The 19,835-nt window shown below is 65.2% G+C and carries 19 protein-coding genes; 6 read left to right on the forward strand and 13 right to left on the reverse strand.

Features of this window, described 5'->3' with window-relative positions; genetic code table 11:
• Positions 1-7: 7 nt before the first annotated feature.
• The 9 genes from AB4Y35_RS24935 to AB4Y35_RS24975 all read right to left on the reverse strand — a co-directional run bounded on the left by AB4Y35_RS24935 (position 8) and on the right by AB4Y35_RS24975 (position 11,036).
• Positions 8-1,252, reverse strand: a complete 1,245-nt coding sequence (locus AB4Y35_RS24935) for a ribulose-bisphosphate carboxylase large subunit family protein (protein ID WP_368706412.1) — start codon at positions 1,250-1,252, stop codon at positions 8-10.
• Between the two features lie 20 nt (positions 1,253-1,272).
• Positions 1,273-2,103 (reverse strand): phosphogluconate dehydrogenase C-terminal domain-containing protein, encoded by an 831-nt coding sequence (locus tag AB4Y35_RS24940; RefSeq protein ID WP_368689039.1) that lies wholly within the window; start codon positions 2,101-2,103, stop codon positions 1,273-1,275.
• A 37-nt stretch (positions 2,104-2,140) separates the two neighbouring features.
• Positions 2,141-3,496, reverse strand: a complete 1,356-nt coding sequence (locus AB4Y35_RS24945; protein WP_368706413.1) for an MFS transporter — start codon at positions 3,494-3,496, stop codon at positions 2,141-2,143.
• Positions 3,497-3,630: 134 nt separating this feature from the next.
• On the reverse strand, positions 3,631-5,607 hold the full coding sequence (locus AB4Y35_RS24950; protein ID WP_368706414.1) for a hypothetical protein: 1,977 nt from the start codon (positions 5,605-5,607) through the stop codon (positions 3,631-3,633).
• Positions 5,604-6,650, reverse strand: a complete 1,047-nt coding sequence (locus AB4Y35_RS24955) for a Gfo/Idh/MocA family protein (protein ID WP_368706415.1) — start codon at positions 6,648-6,650, stop codon at positions 5,604-5,606. The genes AB4Y35_RS24950 and AB4Y35_RS24955 overlap by 4 nt, the downstream gene beginning before the upstream one ends.
• 3 nt (positions 6,651-6,653) lie before the next feature.
• Entirely contained in the window at positions 6,654-7,721 is a 1,068-nt protein-coding gene (locus tag AB4Y35_RS24960) for an ABC transporter permease (RefSeq protein ID WP_368706416.1), read from the reverse strand.
• A 63-nt stretch (positions 7,722-7,784) separates the two neighbouring features.
• Entirely contained in the window at positions 7,785-9,350 is a 1,566-nt protein-coding gene (locus tag AB4Y35_RS24965) for a sugar ABC transporter ATP-binding protein (RefSeq protein ID WP_368706417.1), read from the reverse strand.
• Positions 9,347-10,015 (reverse strand): DUF2291 family protein, encoded by a 669-nt coding sequence (locus tag AB4Y35_RS24970; RefSeq protein WP_368617160.1) that lies wholly within the window; start codon positions 10,013-10,015, stop codon positions 9,347-9,349. The genes AB4Y35_RS24965 and AB4Y35_RS24970 overlap by 4 nt, the downstream gene beginning before the upstream one ends.
• 82 nt (positions 10,016-10,097) lie before the next feature.
• Positions 10,098-11,036, reverse strand: a complete 939-nt coding sequence (locus AB4Y35_RS24975) for a D-ribose ABC transporter substrate-binding protein (RefSeq protein WP_368706418.1) — start codon at positions 11,034-11,036, stop codon at positions 10,098-10,100.
• A gap of 376 nt (positions 11,037-11,412) precedes the next feature.
• Here AB4Y35_RS24975 and AB4Y35_RS24980 point away from each other — a divergent pair, with 376 nt between their 5' ends.
• The 3 genes from AB4Y35_RS24980 to AB4Y35_RS24990 all read left to right on the forward strand — a co-directional run bounded on the left by AB4Y35_RS24980 (position 11,413) and on the right by AB4Y35_RS24990 (position 13,741).
• Entirely contained in the window at positions 11,413-12,501 is a 1,089-nt protein-coding gene (locus AB4Y35_RS24980; RefSeq protein WP_368706419.1) for a DMT family transporter, read from the forward strand.
• 114 nt (positions 12,502-12,615) lie between these two features.
• Positions 12,616-13,017 carry an SRPBCC family protein gene (locus tag AB4Y35_RS24985; protein ID WP_368706420.1) on the forward strand — a complete coding sequence of 134 codons (402 nt, stop codon included), beginning with the start codon at positions 12,616-12,618 and terminating at the stop codon, positions 13,015-13,017.
• Positions 13,018-13,228: 211 nt separating this feature from the next.
• Positions 13,229-13,741, forward strand: coding sequence for a hypothetical protein (locus AB4Y35_RS24990; protein ID WP_368706421.1), 513 nt, complete (start codon positions 13,229-13,231; stop codon positions 13,739-13,741).
• Between the two features lie 175 nt (positions 13,742-13,916).
• Here AB4Y35_RS24990 and AB4Y35_RS24995 read toward each other — a convergent pair whose 3' ends face one another.
• Positions 13,917-14,228, reverse strand: a complete 312-nt coding sequence (locus AB4Y35_RS24995) for a hypothetical protein (protein ID WP_368706751.1) — start codon at positions 14,226-14,228, stop codon at positions 13,917-13,919.
• Between the two features lie 239 nt (positions 14,229-14,467).
• On the opposite strand from AB4Y35_RS24995, the gene AB4Y35_RS25000 reads away from it, so the two are divergent.
• The 3 genes from AB4Y35_RS25000 to AB4Y35_RS25010 are packed head-to-tail and all read left to right on the forward strand — an operon-like array spanning position 14,468 to position 16,437.
• On the forward strand, positions 14,468-15,100 hold the full coding sequence (locus tag AB4Y35_RS25000) for a TetR/AcrR family transcriptional regulator (RefSeq protein ID WP_368706422.1): 633 nt from the start codon (positions 14,468-14,470) through the stop codon (positions 15,098-15,100).
• A gap of 60 nt (positions 15,101-15,160) precedes the next feature.
• The gene (locus AB4Y35_RS25005; protein WP_368706423.1) at positions 15,161-15,904 is read left to right on the forward strand and encodes a Pr6Pr family membrane protein; all 744 of its coding nucleotides are present in this window, start codon (positions 15,161-15,163) and stop codon (positions 15,902-15,904) included.
• 23 nt (positions 15,905-15,927) lie between these two features.
• Positions 15,928-16,437 carry a DUF1697 domain-containing protein gene (locus AB4Y35_RS25010; protein ID WP_368706424.1) on the forward strand — a complete coding sequence of 170 codons (510 nt, stop codon included), beginning with the start codon at positions 15,928-15,930 and terminating at the stop codon, positions 16,435-16,437.
• 62 nt (positions 16,438-16,499) lie between these two features.
• On the opposite strand, the gene AB4Y35_RS25015 is transcribed toward AB4Y35_RS25010, so the two are convergent.
• From AB4Y35_RS25015 to AB4Y35_RS25025, 3 genes are read right to left on the reverse strand one after another with little or no spacing between them, the layout of a single operon-like run.
• Positions 16,500-17,792 carry an MFS transporter gene (locus AB4Y35_RS25015; protein ID WP_368706425.1) on the reverse strand — a complete coding sequence of 431 codons (1,293 nt, stop codon included), beginning with the start codon at positions 17,790-17,792 and terminating at the stop codon, positions 16,500-16,502.
• 17 nt (positions 17,793-17,809) lie between these two features.
• Entirely contained in the window at positions 17,810-18,361 is a 552-nt protein-coding gene (locus tag AB4Y35_RS25020) for a GAF domain-containing protein (RefSeq protein WP_368706426.1), read from the reverse strand.
• A gap of 30 nt (positions 18,362-18,391) precedes the next feature.
• The gene (locus AB4Y35_RS25025; protein ID WP_368706427.1) at positions 18,392-19,804 is read right to left on the reverse strand and encodes an MFS transporter; all 1,413 of its coding nucleotides are present in this window, start codon (positions 19,802-19,804) and stop codon (positions 18,392-18,394) included.
• Positions 19,805-19,835 lie beyond the last annotated feature (31 nt).

Below are 19,835 nucleotides of genomic sequence, written 5' to 3' on the forward strand. Positions count from 1 at the left end.
CCGCTGCTCACTTCCAGAAGCCGAGCGCCGCACGCAATGACGGATGCCTTTGCGCGTGCTGCTCCAGCGGTATGCCTTCGATGGCAGCACACCAGGCTTCGCGCAACGCATCGACGCCCGCCGCCACGCCCTGCGGGTGTCCGAATATGCCGCCGCCCGCCGTGTGGATGAGATCCGCGCAGCCGAGTGCAGCGTAGGTATCGGCGGCCTGCAGGCCGGTCTGCCCGGAGCTGAAAACAGGCATGGCCGGCATGGGAGCGCTCGCCATCACCGGCGCGAGCACGGCGCGCGCCGCGGCGATCACGCTGTCGTCGGGTTCGCTGAACTTGTTGCGCAGGCCGTTCACATGCATGTGGTCCGCGCCGGCGAGACGCCAGATCATCTGCCACGGCGCGTAGTCCCAACCGAGCGCCGGACTGCGCGAGAGGTAGCCCCACCCCGCCCGATGCGCGTGGATGGGCAACTGCGAATGCCGCCGCAATTCTTGCAGGCCCACGATACCCACCGAATTGAGCACGGCCATTACGCACGTTCCGCCATGCGCGAGCACGAGATCGTGGCGCCGGCGCATCTGGTCGAGATCGCCCGTGAGATTGAACGCCACCATCGCCTTCTTGCCGGTGCGCTCGGCGTGCTCGTTGACGACGCGCATCACCGCCTTCACGCGTTCGTCGAAGGGACAATGGGAGCCGTCGGCCTGTAGTTCGTCATCCTTGATAAAGTCGATACCGCCCTGCACGAGCTCGCGCACCTGCTGTGCGGTTTCCTCGGGCGAGAGCCCCACGCTCGGCTTGATGATCGTGCCGATCAGCGGACCGTGCGCCACGCCCGTTAGCCGCCGCGTGCCCTCGATGCCAAATGCCGGCCCTGGATAGGCCGCCGCGAACGATTCCGGCAGTCGCAGCCCGGTGAGCCTCAGGCCCGACACCTGGCGCAACTCGAACAGGTTGCCCGCAACGGTCGACATCAAATTCGGCAGCGACGCGCCGAAATTCCCGATCGGCCAGGAGAGTTCGAGCGTGCAACGCGTGTACGTGTCCGAACGCATGCCGCCGGGCAGGCTCGGCGCGTCCACGGCTTCCAGCACGTCGAGGCGCTCGACCCGCGCGCCCGAGCGCGCCTTCAGCTCGGGGGTTTCGTTTGGCAGTGCGACGAAAGTGCCGCTCGACTGCTCTCCGGCGATGACGTCGGCGGCACGCCGCGGATCATCGCCGGTTTCCAGCCAGTAAGTCGCGTGAATACGTTCGGTCACGGTGCGATTCCTGTTTCGGGTCAGGTGATGCGGCGAATGCTCTCGGCAATCTCGGCACGATCGAATACGCCTTTCCAGTCGTCGCGCATGAGGCGCGGCTTGCCGAATTCGATCGCCTTGTTGCAGGCGTCGGAGAACGCGCCGGGGATTTCGTTGAAGATCACCGCGCTCAGGATGTTCATGTGGCCGAGCAGGAAGTCGCGCGCGGCTTCCTTGGGCACACCGCGCTGGATGGTCTCGTCCATCGCTTCGCGCATCACGTACAGCAGCGTCGCGCAGACCGTTTCGGAGAGGCCCGGCTCGAGCATGGCCATCTGGTCCACGCTCAGGCGATACGAGCGCAGAATCGGCGCGTAGATCGTTTTCGCCACATCCTCGCCGAGATCGAACGCCGAGTCCGGGCCCTGCATCAGCGCGCTCGTGATCGACTGCTTCGCGTACGCACCGCCGAAGTGATCGTGAAGTGACTTTTCATCGACATCGTAGTTAAAGATGATCGGATGGCACGGATGCGCAACGAAGTACGTGAGATCGGGCCGCTCCGGCAGATGGCCCGCGAACGGCGCAGCGGCGTCGAGCGTCATCACCATCGTGCCGGCCTTCAGCATCGGCGAGATCTCGTGGCTCAGTTTGCCGATCAGCGTATCGGGCACGGCGAGGATGACGACCTGCGCGCCATCGAGCGCCGCTTCGACCGACACGCAGTCGATGTTCAGTTCGTCCTTGAGGCGCTTGCGGCCCGCTTCGCCGACTTCCACGTGCGCCACGCGGTAGTCCGACTTCTGCAGGTTGCCCGAAAGGCGGAAGCCCATCTTTCCGCCCGCGCCAAAGAGCGCAATTTTCTCTTTCATGCTCATCCTCCTTGCTAGTCCGTGAGTCCAGCTTCGATCAATTCGCGGCGAGCGCGCGCTCGCGCTCACGCGATGCGCGCGGTTCGCGGGCAAAGGCCAGCGCGAGCACGGCGCTCAGCAGCATCCATGCACCGACGACGAACATCGGCGCGTGGTAGGAGCCGGTTGCATCGTGCATGGCGCCTGTCACGTAAGGCGCGACGAAGCCCGCCACATTGCCGACCGTGTTGATGAGCGCGATGCCAGCCGCGGCGCCTGCGCCCGAGAGCGAGCGGGCCGGCAGCGTCCAGAAGCACGGCAGCGCGGCGAACACGGCGCAGGCCGTCACCGTGATGACGGCAATACTGGCGGCCGGCGACTTCATGTAGAGCGCGAGCGGAATGCTCAGCGCGCCAAACAGCGCGGGAATCCCGACATGCCAGCCGCGCACGCCGCGGCGTGTGGCGTCGCGGCTCCAGACGAAGAGCGCGATGGCGGCGGGCAGATACGGAATGGCCGTAATGAGTCCCTTCTGGAACACGTTGAAGTGCGTGCCGAACTGCCCTTCGAATCCGCCGATGATGGTCGGCAGGAAAAAGGCGAGCGCATAGAGGCCGTAGACGAGCCCGAAGTACATCAGCGAAAACATCCACACGCGCGGGCTCAGCAGGGCCGCTCCCGCATGCGCGCCGTGACGCACCGCGCCCGCTTCTTTCGTGCGTGCCTCCGCTTCAAGTTCCGCGGCGAGCCACGCCTGTTCGTCGCGTGTGAGCCAGCGCGCCTGCGAGGGACGATCGCTCAGATAGAACCACGCGATCACGCCCACCACGATGGCCGGCAAGGCCACGCCGATGAACATCACGCGCCAGCCCGCCAGGCCAAACAGGCCATGGGCCCCGATGAGCAGCGCGGCGAACGGCGCACCGATCACGATGGTGAGCGGCTGGGCGAGATAGAACAGCGCGAGGATATGGCTGCGATGGCGCTGCGGCACCCAGTTGCTGAGAAAGAGGATCGCGCCGGGGAAAAAGCCCGCCTCCGCCACGCCCAGCAGGAAACGCAGCACATAGAGCGAGGTCGCGCTGTCGACCCACGCCAGCAGCAGCGCGACCACGCCCCACGTCACCATGATGCGCGCGAGCCAGCGGCGCGCGCCGTAGCGATGCAGCGCCAGGTTGCTCGGCACTTCGAGAAAGATGTAGCCGATGAAGAACACGCCCGCCGCGAAACCGAACTGGGCCGCGTCGAGACCGAGATCGTGCGCCATGCCGTTCGGGCCGGCAAACGAGATCGCGGTGCGGTCGAGGAAATTGATGAAGAACATCAAGGCGACGAACGGGACGAGGCGCAGCGAGACCTTGCGGATCGTCGGACGTTCGAAAGCGGATTCGGCTTTTCCTGAAACGGCTTGCATGCGTTTGCTCCCGCGAGATGATCCGCAACAGATCATATGTGCTGGTATGATGAGTAGACCATCATCACGAAACGACAACACCTGGTATTTCCACCGACATGCCTGCACGCCGCAGCGCTTATGCGCCGCGGACGCTACGCCAACACCGCGCGCGAGGAGGCGAACACACAGGCAAACGGACGCAGCATTACCGGAACACCGGGCAACAGCGTGCACGGCGTGGGCGCGTCGGTTTGCCCGTTCAACGTGTATTCGTCGAGGCTCGTCGCGTGCAGCGACGTGTGGATTGCCTCGTCGAATTCGAGCTGAACCTCGCGGGGCTCGCGCGTCAGATTGGCCAGCACGAGTTCGATCGCGCCGTCGGCGTGGCGTACCGCAAGGCACGCGATACGGACGGCATCGCCGCTTCGCGTGACCCGCAAGCGCGCCGCTCCCGCCACGCGAGCCAATGCCTTCGCGACATCGAGAACCGGATAGCGTGCGGGCGTGTTGCCTTCCACATCTTCCACAGCGGCAAGCCCGCGCGGCCCTGTCAAGGCGCCCAGCGTGAGCATTTCGATTCCCGCGCCTTCGAGCGCCGCCGCGTACCCTGCGAGCCAGGCCGCGCCGAATAACGCGCGCTGGCGCGGATCGTTGGCGGCCATGGCCACGCGTTCGCCTGCGGGATTCGGCATCACGCGCGAACCGTATGGGTTCTGTCGCATGCCGATCGAGACCGGCCCGATCGCGTAGGGCTGCCCGCCGATCAGCGCGCGGCACGAACGCGTGATGTGGGGAATGGCTTCGAGCGTCTGCATGACGCTGCGGTCGTCGGCGGCGTGCACGATGGGACACGTCGCGTGGGTAACCCAGTCGACCATGTCGAGCGGCGGCCGCTTGCGGTTCAGCTCCGTGAAGTAGCTCAGCATGCCGCCGCCAAGGCGTAGCCTGGGGAACGCACGGCGCGCCTCGCGATAGACCTCGTCGAGCGCGGGACACGGCGGGCTCACGCTGCCCGGCGGGTTCGACTGCCGATGCACGGCCGGGCTCACGACGATGCCCGTCAACGCGAGGCCCGCCTGATCGATCTGGGCGGCGAGACACGAGAGCTCCACAGGCGGCGCCTCGACACCGGGCAAGGCAAACTCCAGCACGGCGGGCACGCCGCTTTCGCGCTGCAACTGTGCAAAGCGTTCAAGCTCGGGTACGCCATCGCCCGCAAGCGGGTCGAAGCTCAGCGTCAATTGCTGCGGTCCAAGCTCTGCGAGCAACGCGAGATTCGAGAGCGCCGCTGCGGCATCGTTCGAGGCGATCGCCACGCCGATCGCGGGCATGGTTTCGTGCTGCCCGGGATTGCCAGAAGCGATTTCGATCTTGTCGGCCCGCGCCTCTCGTGTGGCTTCTGCTTTCCCCTCCGCCTGATCCGTACCGCTCACGCTCAGCGTCACCGTCTGCGCGAACGCCGCGCCCTTTTCCAGCGTATAGGGCCACGGCAGTTCAAGCGGGCGTGAATAGGTCTTGAACGAAGCATCGGACCAGTTGCGCTGGTCTTCCATCTCGAACACGTCGCCCGTGAAGGTGCAACGCACCGTCAAGCCGTTCGGCAGATCGTGCTCGATTGCCGCGATGTCCTTGAAGGGCTGCCACGGATCGATCAGCGCCGGGAAGGCCGCGCTTTCACGACGGCCATCGCCGTGCTCCACCCGCGCGGGCGCACCGGCTACGCCGTCGATGGGATGGAGCACGCAAAACCCGCAGCGGGCCGCCAGAAAATCGGCATGCGCGGTGACATCACAACGAAACGTGAGGGCACCGTTGGCTGAACACGCCATGGCAAGCGCGTAGCTGAGCGCATGTCCCTCCGGATTCGCGCAGCGCGCGTCATACGCGACGTGAAAGCCGCCCGCCGTCTCTTCGACGTCGATGCACTCGATGTCGGGGCGGCACGTGCCCCAGTCCTTGTCCCGCACGAGAAACGACACGGCGCGGATGACTTCGGCGCCTTGATAGCGGATGTCGTGCAATGCGCCGTCGATCAGCCACGCCGACCACGGTCCCGCTTCGAGGCGGGCCGCCGGGGTCACCGGCTGCTGCGTGCCGTAGTAGACCGCGTTGTTCATACCCTCGCTCATGACGCCGCCTCTCCCGGCACGACGCTGCGCCCCTCGCGCGCCGAAAGATACGTGGCTTCAACAAGTTCCAGCGTACGCAGATTGTCGCGACCGCTCGTGGCCGGCTCGACGCCGCGCCGCAGGCAATCCACCCAGTGCGACTGGATGCTGAACACGCTGCCCTGGATCGCCACCCAGGGCTCGCTCGTCCATGAGAGCGCACGCGGTGCGACGCTGCGCAGCTCCGTACCCGTACGTGTATGGATCTGCAGCTGGTAGTCGGCGAAGAGCCGCAGTGTGCCCTCCGCGCCGTCGACTTCAATGAGCGTCTGCGGAAAGAGTTCGCGCGGCAACTGCGTCGCGTAGCTGCAATCCACCACGCTGCTCGCACCGTTTTCATGCGCGAGCAGGATCGTCGCGACGTCTTCGCCGCGAATCGATGGGTTCACGCGCGCGGTCGTGGCGCTCACACGCGCCACGTCGCCGAACAGGAAGCGCGCGACATCGAGAATGTGGATGCCGAGATCTTCGACGATGAAGCGCTCGCCCTGCGCCAGATAGGGCTGGCCGCTAAACACATCGTATGCCGAACGAAACGACACGCGGCCCCAGAACGGCTGCCCGATCGCCCCGTCGCGCAGCGCCCTTCCCACGGCCTGAATCGCGCTCTGCCAGCGAAAGTTTTCGTGCACCATCAGCGGCACGCCGGCTTCGTGGCACGTTTGAACCATCGCGCGCGCATCGGTGAGCGTGGAAGCGAACGGCTTCTGGCAGATCGTGGCCACGCCGGCCGCCGCCGCAAGCTCCACGAGCGCGCGGTGACTCGGCACGGTGGTCGCGATATCGACGAAGTCGAGCCGCTCTTCGCGCAGCATCGTGGCCGCATCCGTGTAACGCCGTTCGATGCCAAACCTGTCGCCGACTTCGTCGAGGCGCGTACGGTTCGCGTCGCACAGCGCCACGATCCGCGCGCCGTCGATGTCCTGCCACGCATGCAGATGATTGAGCGAGAAGAACCCGCAGCCGATCAACGCGCCCTTCAATTGCGCCGCTGTTGCATTCATCGGTCACGCCCCCGTTGCAGCCTGCTTTTGCAGCGCAAAGCGCTGCTGCGCGCGCCGCTGGATCTGGTCGACGACCACCGCCGCCACGATGACGACGCCCTTGATCACCGTTTGCCAGAAGGAACTCACGCCCATCATCACGAGCCCGTCCGAAAGCATGCCGATCACGAACGCACCGACGATGGTGCCGCCGATCTTGCCGCGTCCGCCCGACATCGACGTGCCGCCCAGCACGGCCGCCGCAATCGCGTTGAGTTCGAATGTCTCGCCGCTCATGGGGTGCGAAGCGACCAGTTCCGATGAAATGATCAACCCGACGATCGCCGCGCAGAAACCCGAAAACATATACACGAACATCTTCACGCGATTCACGCGCACACCCGAGAGCTGGGCGGCGCGCTCGTTGGCGCCGACCGCATAGATCTGCCGGCCGAGCGGCGTGCGCGCGGCGATGTACGCGGCGACCACGCCCACCACGACCAGCAGCCATACCGTAAGCGGGATGCCGAGTATCGTCGCGCTGCCGAGCACAGGAAAACCGCTGGTGCCGTAGGCGGGATTGCCCGTCAGGTTCGGGAAGGTCTCGCCGCCCGAGGACAGCAACGCGGCCCCTCGCGCGATATAAAGCGTGCCGAGCGTCGCGATGAACGGCGCGACGTTCAGCCGGGTGATGAGCAGGCCGTTGATCGCGCCTACCAGTACGCCCACGAGCAGCGCCACGACGATCACGGCGGGCACGCTCAGAAACAGCGTGTACTCGCTGCCGATGGGAATGCCCTTGAGGATGAGCCCGCCTGCCACCATGCCCGTCAGGCCCACGACCGAGCCCACCGAAAGGTCGATGCCGCCCGCCACGATCACGAACGTCATGCCGATCGCGAGGAAGGCATTGAGCGCGACGTGCCGCGACATGATGAGCAGGTTCTCGATGCTCAGAAAGTTGTGGGCAGCGAACGAAAAGAAGACCACGACCGCGAACAATGCGATGAACGTACGCAGCTTCAGCAGCAGGAGCAGCGGCGCCTCGCTGAAGCTCGCTCCGGGTGCCGTGCTCTTGATGGCCAGCGACATGAATGCTCTCCAGATGAATGCAGGCTAAACGTTGGAACCGTGACAACCATTGAACGCGCGTGCTCAGGCCGCCTGTTCGTGCGCCGCCGCATGGGCAGCATGTGCAGTCCTGTGCCCGACTGCGGAGGCGGCGACGAGCGCGTCCTGCGTAGCGTCGGCGGCATCGAATTCAGCGGTGACACGGCCGTTCGACATCACGAGAATGCGATCGGACAAGGCCATCACCTCTTCCAGATCAGACGTGACGAACAGCACGCCCAGTCCCCGGCCGGCCAGGTCGCGCATGACCCTGAAAATGTCCGCCTTCGCACCGACGTCGATGCCGCGGCTGGGCTCGTCCATCAGCAGGACTTTTGGCGTGGTCATCAGCGCACGCGCGATCACCACCTTCTGCTGATTGCCGCCGGAGAGCGAACTGACCGCCAGCCGCCAGTCGGCAACCTTGATCGCGAGGTCGCGAATGTAGTCGAGCACGGAGCGCTGCTCGCGCCGCGGATCGATATGAAAACCTCGCGCATGGGCCGCGAGACTCGAGAGCGTCATGTTCTCGCCAATCGACATGATGGGCAGCAGCGCGTCGGCCTTGCGGTCCTCGGGAATGAGCGCAAGGCCCTGTGCGACGCGCCCTGCGATCGGCTTGCCATCGAGCGCCTTGCCGTCCAGCACGACGCTGCCGGTTGCGTGAGGATGCACGCCCAGAATGCATTCGAACAGCTCGGAGCGCCCCGCCCCCATCAGTCCGTAGATGCCGACGATCTCGCCCGCGTGCAGCGACAGCGAGACGTGATCCACGAGCAAGCCACTGCCCTTGCGCGGCAGCGTGACGTCCCGCAGCGTCAGCACCTCGGCGCCGCGCGTGTGGCCGACGGGGCGTGAGAAGTCCCTGGTTTCGCGGCCCACCATCTGCCGCACGATCCACGGCACGTCGATCTGCGCCATCGGTTGATGGCCCGTGATGAGGCCGTCGCGCAGCACCGTGATGTAGTCGCCGATCCTGACCAGTTCTTCGAGCCGGTGCGAGATGTAGACGATCGACACGCCCTGCCCCTTGAGTTCCGCAATCACGCGAAACAGCACGGCCACCTCTGCCGCGCTGAGCGCCGAGGTGGGTTCGTCGAGGATCAGTACGCGCGCATCGTGGGCGAGCGCCTTCGCGATCTCCACGAGCTGCTGCTGCCCGATACGCAGATCCTCGACCGGCGTGTCGGGGCTGAGGTCGAGTTCGAGCCGCGCGAGCAACGCGCGTACTTTCTCGCGCTGCGCGTCGGCGTCGATATCGATGCCGACGCGCGTGATTTCGTGCGCGATGAAGATGTTCTCGGCGATCGTGAGATTCGGAAAGAGGTTGAGTTCCTGAAAGACGATGCCGATACCGTGGCGCAGTGCCTCTGCGCTGCTAGCCGGTGCGACAGGCTTGCCGTCCAGCACGAGCTTCCCGCTGGTCGGCTGCTCCGCGCCCGCGATGATCTTCATGAGCGTGGATTTTCCCGCGCCGTTCTCGCCCACGAGCACGTTGACTGCGCCACGGCGCACCGAGAAGTTCACGCCCTTCAGGGCAACCGTGCCGGGATAGACCTTGGTGACGTCCTCGACCTGGAGGATCACGTCCGCATTGCTCGCATCGGTCATGACTTGCCTCCGACCGTGACCGCGAGCGGCACGATCTCCGGCTGGTCGCTCGACGAGTCGTACGAAAACGCACCCGTCACCGTAATCGGCTTGCCTTTGAGATCGTTGCGCGGCAGCGGCTTCATGACGTGATTCGCCGCGTACGCGTTGAGCGCCGTGCCAAACTGCGCATACTCGATCTGGTTGCGGAAATTGCTGAACGAAATGAAATCGAGCGAATCGCGCAGCGTGGTGCCGAGCACCGTCGGGCCGATGTCGACGATCACGCTGGCCTGCCCGCTGCCATCGACGTCCACGCCCACGGTGCCCTGGCTCGACTGCGTGTCCACGTCCACGATGGTGCCGTGCAGCGTGGTCGGAAAATTCCATGGCGCGCCATCGTCCTTGCCGCGGTAGCCGTACTTGTGGCCGGCGGCGTCGGGGTCCGCCTTGATCGCGTCGCGCAGCGTCCGATAGTCCACCGCGCGCTTTTCGATGTCAGGCACGATCTTCGTACTCCACATCGACGCCACCATGGCGTTCGGGTCGTAGCCCGCCGACGCGTAGTTGTCGTGCGATCCACCCGAGCCCTGCAGGTCGCTGTTCTTCACCAGCTTGCAGCCGTGCAGCGCGCCACCCAACACGGCGGCCACCACGGCAATGACCGCGTACCGAAGCACTCCCATGCATAACCCCATGTGGTTACGGATGTCGTTGCGGAGCGCGCCGCGCTCCGCTCGTACGATGCTCGTGCTGCCGATGCGCGCCTTAACGCAAGGCGAACATGTCGAGCTTGCTGGCGTTCGTCTTCGTGATGAGCGAGCAGTTGATGAGCTGCTTTTCGGGCTTGCCCGTCGCGCCGGTCTTCAGATACTTGTCGGCCTGATCGACGGCGTCCGTGGCCGCCTCGGCCGCCGGCTGCAATACCGTTGCGCGGATGTCGCCGCGCTTGATCGCGTCGCGCACGTCGTTGCTGCCGTCGAAGCCCACGACGATGATGTCGTTGCGCTTCGCAGCTTTCAGCGCGGCTGTTGCGCCCATCGCCATGGTGTCGTTGCCGGCTATCACGCCCTTGATGTCGGGGTGACTCTGCAGGATCGATTCCATCACCGTATAGGCTTCAGTCTGACTCCAGTTCGCCGACTGGCGCTCGACCATCTTCATGTTCGAAAACTGGTCGATCACGTCGTGATAGCCCTTCGAGCGGATGCCGGCATTGATATCCGCCTCGCGGCCGACGAGCTCCACGTAATTGCCTTTCTCGCCCATCGCCTTGACGAAGGCGCGCGCGCCGAGCTGCGCACCCTGGTAGTTATTCGAAACGATCTGTGAGACCGCGATGCCGGTCGCGTTGATTTCACGATCGATCAGGAACGCCGGAATTTTTGCGTCTTTCGCCTTCTGGACTGCGGCGATGGACGCCTCCGAACCGGCGTTGTCGAGAATGATCGCCTTGGCCCCGCGGGCGATGGCGGTGTCGATGAGTTGCGATTGCTTGTTGGCGTCGTCGTCGTGGACCAGCACGATGGTGTCGTAGCCGAGCGCCTTGGCGCGCGCGTTCGCCGTGTCGGCTTCCGCCTTGAAGAAGGGATTGTCGTGAGAGGGGGTGATGATGGCGATGAGATTGGCCGCTTGCGCGACGCCCGCCGTGCCGAGAACCGCAAATGACATCAACGTCGACGCAAGCCAACGCCTGGGTGCCTTCATGATGCTGTCTCCTGTCTGGTTAAACGCCTTTGTCTGACTACAACCAGCTGACGGTCGCGACTACTTTGCCACACTCATCACTTATGCCGTCATGAGGTCATCATACCAGCAGGCAGGAGTTCCGCTATGTTTTTAGATCCAGGGTTTTCTCTCATCCGCAGAGAGGGGGACGGGAGGTGGCCGGCGCGCTTCACCCGGTGGATGAGAAGACTCGGTGCCAGTTCGAAAACCTGGCACAGAAGTGGCAGAATCGGCCCTGATCTCCTGCCTGAGTTAAAAGTATCATGGTTCCCGGACCGGCTCGGCGCGCAGCCCGCTTGCGCGCCCATCGCGCGCCTTCTACGCCTTTTACTCCTCTTCCCGCTTCCGGCCTGCAATGAAGTCCCATCGGCATACCATCTTCACGGCGCTGCTCGCGGCGGCCCTGTTCGGCATCACCACACCGCTCGCCAAGGCGCTGCTCGGCAGCGTGTCGCCGTTCATGCTCGCGGGACTCTTCTATCTCGGCAGCGGCTCGGGGCTCGCGGTCGTCCTGCTGATACGGCGTCTCCTGGCGCGCCGCGGCGACTCAACCGCCACCCAGGAGCCCGCGCACGACCCGCTGCGCCTGGCCGAATTGCCATGGCTTGCCGGTGCGATCGCCGCGGGCGGCGTGGCGGCGCCCGCCCTGCTCATGCTCGGCCTGAACACCACGCCCGCCGCCACCAGCGCGCTGCTGCTGAACCTCGAGGGCGTGCTGACGGCGCTCATCGCCTGGGTCTGCTTTCGGGAGAACTTCGACGCGCAGATCGCGCTGGGCATGCTGGCGATCGTGGCGGGCGGCGTGCTGCTCTCGTGGCCCGGCGCGCACGGCGGCGCCGTGTCCGGCATCGCGCCCGGTGCGCTGCTCGTCGCGCTCGCGTGCCTGTGCTGGGCCGTCGACAACAACCTCACGCGCAAGGTCTCCACCAACGACGCGATGGTCGTGGCCTGCACCAAGGGGCTCGTGGCCGGGCCGGTGAATATCGGCATTGCGCTCGCCGCGGGCGCGCACTGGCCCGCCTGGCAGGCGGTGAGCGGCGCCATGGCCGTGGGTTTCGCGGGCTATGGCGTGAGCCTGGTGCTGTTCGTCGTCTCGCTGCGCCATCTCGGCACGGCGCGCACCGGCGCCTATTTCTCCGTGGCGCCCCTCTTCGGCGTGGCGCTGTCACTGCTGCTGTGGCCGGAGCGCCCGGCGCTCGCCTTCTGGCTCGCGCTCGCGCTGATGGCGTTCGGCGTGTGGCTGCACGTGCGCGAACGTCACGACCACACGCACACGCACGAACCGCTCGAGCACACCCACGCGCACCGGCACGACGAACACCATCAGCACGAGCACGACTTCGCGTGGGACGGCTCGGAGCCGCACACGCATGCGCACCGTCACGCGCCGATCACCCATAGCCACGCGCACTACCCCGACGTGCATCATCGGCACGCGCATTGAGGGCGGCACGAGCCGCAGCCGCTGCCGGCGCAAACGAGGTCAGGATTTCCCAGGACCGCCGCGCGTGGCGCGCGCACGCTGCACGCGTCACACAACACGAAGGAGGCAAGTGCGATGGCTACCGTCTACCGGGACATTCCCGTTGAAGCCTCGGCGCAGGACGTCTGGGCCGCGCTGCGCGATCCCGCCAACGTCGACCGCGTGTTCGCCGGCGTGCTGACCGATGCGCGCATGGAAAACGACGTGCGATGGGTGACGTTCGCCGACGGCGCCGTGATCGAGGAACGCGTGATCGGCGTCGACGACGCCCGCATGCGCCTCGCCTACACCGTGTGCGGCGGACGTTTCGAGCATCATCATGCGACGCTTCAGGTGATGCCGGATTCACCCGCTTCTCCCCAACGTTGCCGCGTGGTCTGGATCAGCGACTTCAAGCCCGACGAGCGGATCCAGATGGTCGAGCCGCTCACGGATGCTGGCTGCGCGGCCCTCAAGCGCAATCTCGCCCGGCGCTGAGGGTGGTCGCCGGGCAGTAGCAGCCTGATGAAGACCAGGCACGCGCGCTCGGGCTTCTGCGCCGCGCGCCCTGGAGACCGGTGTCGTTCATGTCAATGGCCGGATTCTTTTTGCGTTTGCGCGGGCCAAATTCGATTGCGGAAGGCGGGCTTGACAGTTAGTTGCACAACACTGCCGCGGCCAGGCTGACAAAAGACACGAGCCAGGCGCCGTGCTGCCGCGAGACACACTGTGCGACGGCGCCCATACCGGCACGCCAATTGCGATCACAATAGTGCCAGATGACTCGACACCGGGAGCCGCAATGCGGGTAGGTAAATTAACGTTGACCGTGCACTGCATCGCTGTCTGCGCGGGCCTTGCTGGAACACCGGCTGCGCACGCCGCCGGCACCTTCGACGGCGACTGGAACGTGACGCTCACGTGCCCCAAGGGCGCCGGCGATACGCCGGGCTACCGCTATCAATTTCCCGCCGAAATCCAGCAAAACGTCCTGCACGGCGAACACGGCGAACGGGACACCAGTGGCTGGCTCACGCTGGACGGCAAGCTCGAACCCGACGGGTCGGCCACGCTCGTCGCCCAGGGTCTGACTGCCACAGCGCCGCACGTCAACAATCGCGCGCCCTATTCGTATGAAGTCAGCGCGCAGTTCGACGCGACTTCAGGCAGCGGCTCGCGCACGACCGCACGCAAATGCGACTTTGTGTTCGTAAAGGAATGACCGGTGAGGATGGCTGGCCGCCCGTGCAAACCGGCGCCAGAAAAGAAAAAGCCCGCTGAGAGAGCGGGCTGAATCCATATCAGGAGGAGACATGGAGGAGACGGATTCAGTATAGGGTTTCCCCCTAGACTGTGCAACTGTTTTTTTCACGATCTTGCCGCCGCCTGCCTCGGCCTCAATCTGCGCGCTTTTCCCGCTGGACCGCGCCGAAATGGAACGCGAGAAAAAGCCCCATGACGAGCCCGCCCGCCAGCAGCGCGACGACGTCCTCGCGCGTTGCAGGCTGCTGAAGACGTCCGGTGCCCAGCGCGATTGCGATCGCGATATTCACGAAGCCCCAAACCACATTCACGATGGGCGACGAGTCGCCCCGCCCTCGCGGACGGGCGAAGGGCGTGGGAAAAGGCAGCCCCTGCAGGCCGGAAGCCAGATGCGGGATCGCGTTGCAAAGGAACGCGCCAGCGAAAAAGAGCCACACGTACGGCATGTCGTAACCTCGAACGTTCAAACGGGAAAGGTAAGCATGATGGCGGCAGCGGCGGCGTGCGCCACGCCGAAATGCGAGGACGTCCTCGCAAATCATGGTAGAGAGTAACCTCGCGTAAGTCAATCGATCGGCGAGTGGGCGGCGCGCGTCCGTGCGTTGTTGTGCCTGGCAGCGAAAGGCGTCCCGCATGCTAATATGCGAGGAATCCCTCTCATATCCTCGCATTTGAAGATCACGCCATGACGTCCACCACGCCAGTTGCGGAAACCGCGCGCCCCACCGAGCCCAAACGCGAGCGGGGCCGCCAGCGCGTGGCCGCGATCATGGACGCCGCCGTCGCCGTGTTCACGGAGAAGGGTTACGACGCCGCCACCATGACCGAAATTGCGTTGCGCTCGTCGACGGCGATCGGCTCGCTGTACCGTTTCTTTCCGACCAAGGAGGCGCTGGCCGAAGCGCTGTTGCTGCGCTACGCCCAGCAGGCAAAGAACGGACTCGCCGAACTCGGGCAACAGGTTGCGGAGATGACGCTCGAGGCCGTCGCCGACGCGCTCGTCGATTTCGTGCTGCTGTTGCAGTCGCAGCGCAGCTTTGCCGCTGCACTCGTCGACGCCCGCAGCGGCAGCGACGACCACCGCAAGCGCTTTCGCGAAGCGATGCGCGGCGGCGTTGCCGACATCCTGAGCCGTGCGATCGCGCATCTCAAGCCCGCCAGGGCAAAAGTCATGGCGATCGTACTGATTCACATGCTCAAGGGCGTCGCCAGCATCGCCAACGAAGAGCCATCGTCGCGCGCCGTACTGATGGCCGAACTGCGCGATCTCGTGCGCCTGTATCTCGTTGCGGCTGCGCAGCGCGCTGGCGACAAATAGCCTGCCGCCGCGGCAAAGCCGCTTCAGGCGCGCATGATCTTTGTGCGCTACCATCGCTGCATGTCCGAACCACCGCTACCCACACGCGCGGCTGCCGTGCCGCTTGCCGACACGGCGCAGCCCCCAGGCCCCTACGCCACCGCATTGGCGGGTGTGATCGCGCTGCTCGCGTGGGGCGCGCTCGCGGCGCAAACCGACATGACGATCCAGCGCATGGTGCTGCGCGGCTTCGACACGTTCGAGGCCATCGGCAGGCTTTCGGCTTACCTCACCAATCTCACGGTGTTACTCGTCGCGCTCACCTTCACGTGCATCGCGCTGCGCGTGCGCACGTGGCCGGCACGCCTGCTCCGCGCTCCGGGCGCCGTGAGTGCGGTCACGGTGTATATCGTCTTCGTTGGCATTGCTTATAATCTGCTGCTGCGGCATCTCTGGACGCCGCACGGTTATCGCGCGCTGCTCAACGAGGGCCTGCATAGCCTGATCCCGCTGCTATGCGCGGCCTATTGGCTGCTGTTCGTGCCGCGCTTCACCCTCACTGCTCGCGACCGCCTCGCCTGGCTCGCCTATCCGCTGGGCTACCTTGCCGTCACCTTCTGGCGCGGCAGCGAGACGGACTTCTACCCCTATCCGTTCATCGACGTCGCTCAGCTCGGCTATGCGCACGTGCTCGTCAACAGCGCCTTGCTGCTCGCCGCCTTCATGGTGCTGATGGCGGTCTTCGTGACGATCAACGCGCGCAGGCGCCCTGCCATCGTGGCAAACGAAGGCCTCGCCGCAACCGACCTGCAGCGCCCTGACTAACTCCCGGCTTCCCGATCGATCCCATGCCCGTCTATATCGCCCTGCTACGCGCCGTGAATGTCGGCGGAACCGGCAAGCTGCCCATGCCCGAACTTCGCGGCATGTGCGAAGCGCTCGGGTTCACGCAAGTGCGCACCTATATCGCGAGCGGCAACGTGGTGTTCGAGAGCCGGCTGGCCGAAGCGTCGGTGAAAACGAAGCTCGAGCACAGCCTCGAGGCTTATGCGGGCAAACCCGTTGGCGTGGTGGTGCGTACTGCCGCGGAACTGGCCACCGTGTTGCAGGGCAACCCGTTTCCCGCTGCCGCGCCGGATCGCACGGTCGCGATCTTTCTCGACACGCCGCCGCCCGCCAACGCATTCGACAACGTGAGCGGCCAGCAGGCGGAAGAATTCCAGCTGGGCGAGCGCGAGATCTACGTGTTTTACAAGGACGGTATCGGGCGCTCGAAGCTCAGGATCGCTGCGGCGAAGACCGGAACCGCGCGCAACATGAATACCGTGGCGAAGCTGCTGGAGCTGGCGCAAGCGTGAGCTGCCCTTGACTTGCGCTGCGCATCGCAACACCTGCCTGCCACCGATCGCCTCGGCGTACGTCACCCCCCGCCAGTCGCCGCCGTCAAAGTCCCCTGCCGAGCCTCCCCTCGCGCGTGCGCCGGAGCGCCTTCGCTCGTATCGTGCAGGCGGTCCGGAATGAACAGCGCCGTCACGCCGCTCAGGAAAAACACCGCGCCGACCACAAGAAAGCCCATGCCGATTGAAAACTGCGTCGCGATATAGCCGATCACGACAGGCGCCGCGCCCGAACAGAAGCGTCCCACGTTATACGAACCGCCCACCGCCGTGCCGCGAATGCGCGTTTCGAAGCTCTCCGACATGAACGTGCCGATCGTGCCGAGCGGCACGCCGTAGAGAAAGCCGAATACGAGCATCAGCCACGCAATGTTCTCGCGGGTGTGGAACAGCACGATCACGGGCAGAAAGACGGCCGCACCGATACAGCCCAGCACATACACGCCGCGCCGGCTCCAGCGGTCGCCCAGCCAGCCCGCCACGATCTTGCCGATGAACGCCACGACCCACGTCGCGGTCATGTACCCCGTCATCGAGCTGAATTTGATGTGCAATTCGCTTTCCAGATACGTCGGCAACCAGTTGTTCAAGCCGTAGAACCCGGAAAGCGCAAACACCGAAGCGAGCGACCAGAAGATGAACATCCGGCGCGCCTCGCGGTCCGCGAAAATCAATGCGTAGCGGTTGTCGTGCCAGCGTCGGCCGCTCGGGCGGGCCGCGGCCTCGCTCATGCGCCAGCTCGGCGGCTCGGGCACGAAGAAGTGAATCGCCACCGCGAGCAGTACGGGCGCCGCCGCCACATAAAACAGCGTGCGCCAGCCGTAGTGCGGCAGGATCCAGGTGCTGAGCGCGATGACCGTGATATAGCCCGCGGAAATCGCCGTTTGCAGCACGCCGAGTATCAGCGAGCGCCGCGCCATGGGCACGTATTCGGCCACGAGCGTGCTCACCAGCACCATGCAGCCAATGCCCATCGAGCTGATGAAGCGCACGACCGCGAATTCCAGGAAGCTGTGCGTGAAACCGAGCAGCCCCGCACCCACCGAGAACAACATCATCGCCCAGACCACCACGCGCACGCGCCCGAACGAGTCGCTCGCCCAGCCGCCCAGAATCCCGCCAATCGCCATGCCGAGCAGCGTCAGGCTGCCGAGCGCGCCCGCCTCGACATTGGTCAAGCCGAATTCGCTCTTGATGCGCGAGAGTGTGAGGCCGTACATCATGACGTCCGCGCCGTCGACCAGCAGCGCGAGATAGCCGAGCGCGAAGACGAGCAGCCAGCGATTGGCGGTTCCGGTGGATGTCGTTGTGTTCATCGACAAGGGTCCTGCGATCAGAGGCTTGAATGGGCTGCAAAAGACATGCCGTGCGCGACGAGCGCAGGCGCGAGAAACGCGCCGAGCAGCAGGCCCGTTTCCTCGTGTTGCGCGGTGTACCAGCCCTCCACGTGCGTCAGGTTCATCGTCCCGACGCAACGGCCGTTATAGGCAACCGGTATGTTCAGTATCGAGCCTAGCCCCATCGCCGTCATTACCGCGTGATCGTCGAAGGCTTCACGCAGCCCCTCTGGCGTCGTGGCGCGAAACGGTTCGAGATCCGAAAGAATGCGCTGCGCCCAGGGCGTGCCGCTCTTCCGCTTGCGCCCGCCCGGCGGGTAGACGTCGGGCATGTTCGTGAACATGCGCTCCACCTCCTGGTTCCCGGCGTCGTAGGCCATGATCGTGAAGAGGCGAAAGCCGATGGCTTCGGCGGCGACGGCGCACACTTCGCGGAAAATCGCGTCCGGTTGCCCGGGCTGGCGCATGACGTGCGAAAGGCGCGCGAGCGCGGCGAGTTCGCGTTGCAGCGCGTAGGGTTCGTTCGCGAAGGAGAGGGGCGTTTGCATGGGACGTACGAGAGTGAGAGTGGCGCGCGCTCAGCCGCGCAGCCCGTCGCGGGCGAGCGGCTTGTGCGCGTCGAAGTCCGCCTGCGCACCGCTCGCCTCGATGTCTTCGAGCGAGCGATTGCGGGTTTCGATGCCGAGGAAGAACACGACGCAAGCGCCCGCCAGCAGCACAGCGGTCGTCATGGCGAACACGCCGAAGAAGCCGAACGCCGGATACACGAGACCGACCAGAATCGGCGCGCTCACCGAGCCGATACGACCGAACGAAGACGAAGACCCGGTGCCGGTCGTGCGTACGGCCGTCGGGAATACCTCCGGCGTATAGGCATAGACGCCCGCAAACGCGCCATTCATGAAGAACGAGAGGCACACGCCCGCCACCGTGATCTGCACGCCCGTATGCGAGAAAGCCAGTGCGATTGCGGCAAGCCCACCGAGCGTCATGTAAGAGGCCACGACGCCCTTGCGGCCGATCCGCTCATTGAGCCACGCCGCCGAGAAATAGCCGGGAATCTGCGCACCATAAATGGCAATCGAATAACCGAAGCTCTTGGTGAGCGTCAGGCCTTCCTTGACGAGCAGGCTCGGAATCCAGGAAAAGAACGAGTAGTACGCGAACGCCACGGAGAACCACATCAGCCAGGTCACCGCCGTCGTGCCCACGAGCCGGCGTGAGAACAACGTCAGCACGTTTTGCAGTGCACTGCCGCTGCCTTGCGCCGCGGCGGGAATCGCGCCCACCGAGCCCAGCGGCGCGAGCGCGATGCCCTCCTGCTCGTAGCGAGACTCGATCGCCCGCACGATGCTGTCGGCTTCGGCGGAGCGTCCGCGGCTTTCGAGCCAGCGCGGCGACTCGGGCAACGTCCTGCGCCACCAGAGCAGCATGACGACGGGGAGCGAGGTTAGCACGGCGAGATAGCGCCAGCCGTCTGCGAAATTGCGCACGACGGTATAACCAAGAATCGACGAACTTAGATATCCGAACGACATGAAGCCGACGAGCGCGCCGCAGAACATGCCGCGATAGCGCCGCGGCACGAATTCCGCGAGGAACGGTGCGATGACGACCGTCTCAGCGCCCGAACCGAAGCCCGCGAGCATGCGCAGCGCGAAAAACGTGTGCCAGTCGTGCGCGGTGGCGCTCGCCATGGACGCCGCGCAATAGATTGCCAGCGCGCTCATCATGATGCGGCGGCGGCCAATCACGTCGGCCAGCACGCCCGAGAGAAACGCGCCAAAAAAGTAGCCGATATACGTGCTGCTGGCGACGAGTCCCGTTTCGGCGCTCGTCAAATGCCACAGCTTGCTCACCACCGGCAGCAAAAAGGCGAGCGACGACGAGTCCAGCCCGTCGAACATATAGCCGAGCCCGCCGATCAGCAGCAGTTTGCGATGGAAGCCCGCGAGCGGCAGTCTTTCGAGTCGGGCGGCGACGGTGGACATGGTGGGTCGGTTCCGGTTGAGCGTGGCGCGT

The sequence above is a fragment of the Paraburkholderia sp. EG286A genome (assembly GCF_040965375.1).
In the GTDB taxonomy this organism is placed as follows: Bacteria; Pseudomonadota; Gammaproteobacteria; order Burkholderiales; family Burkholderiaceae; genus Paraburkholderia.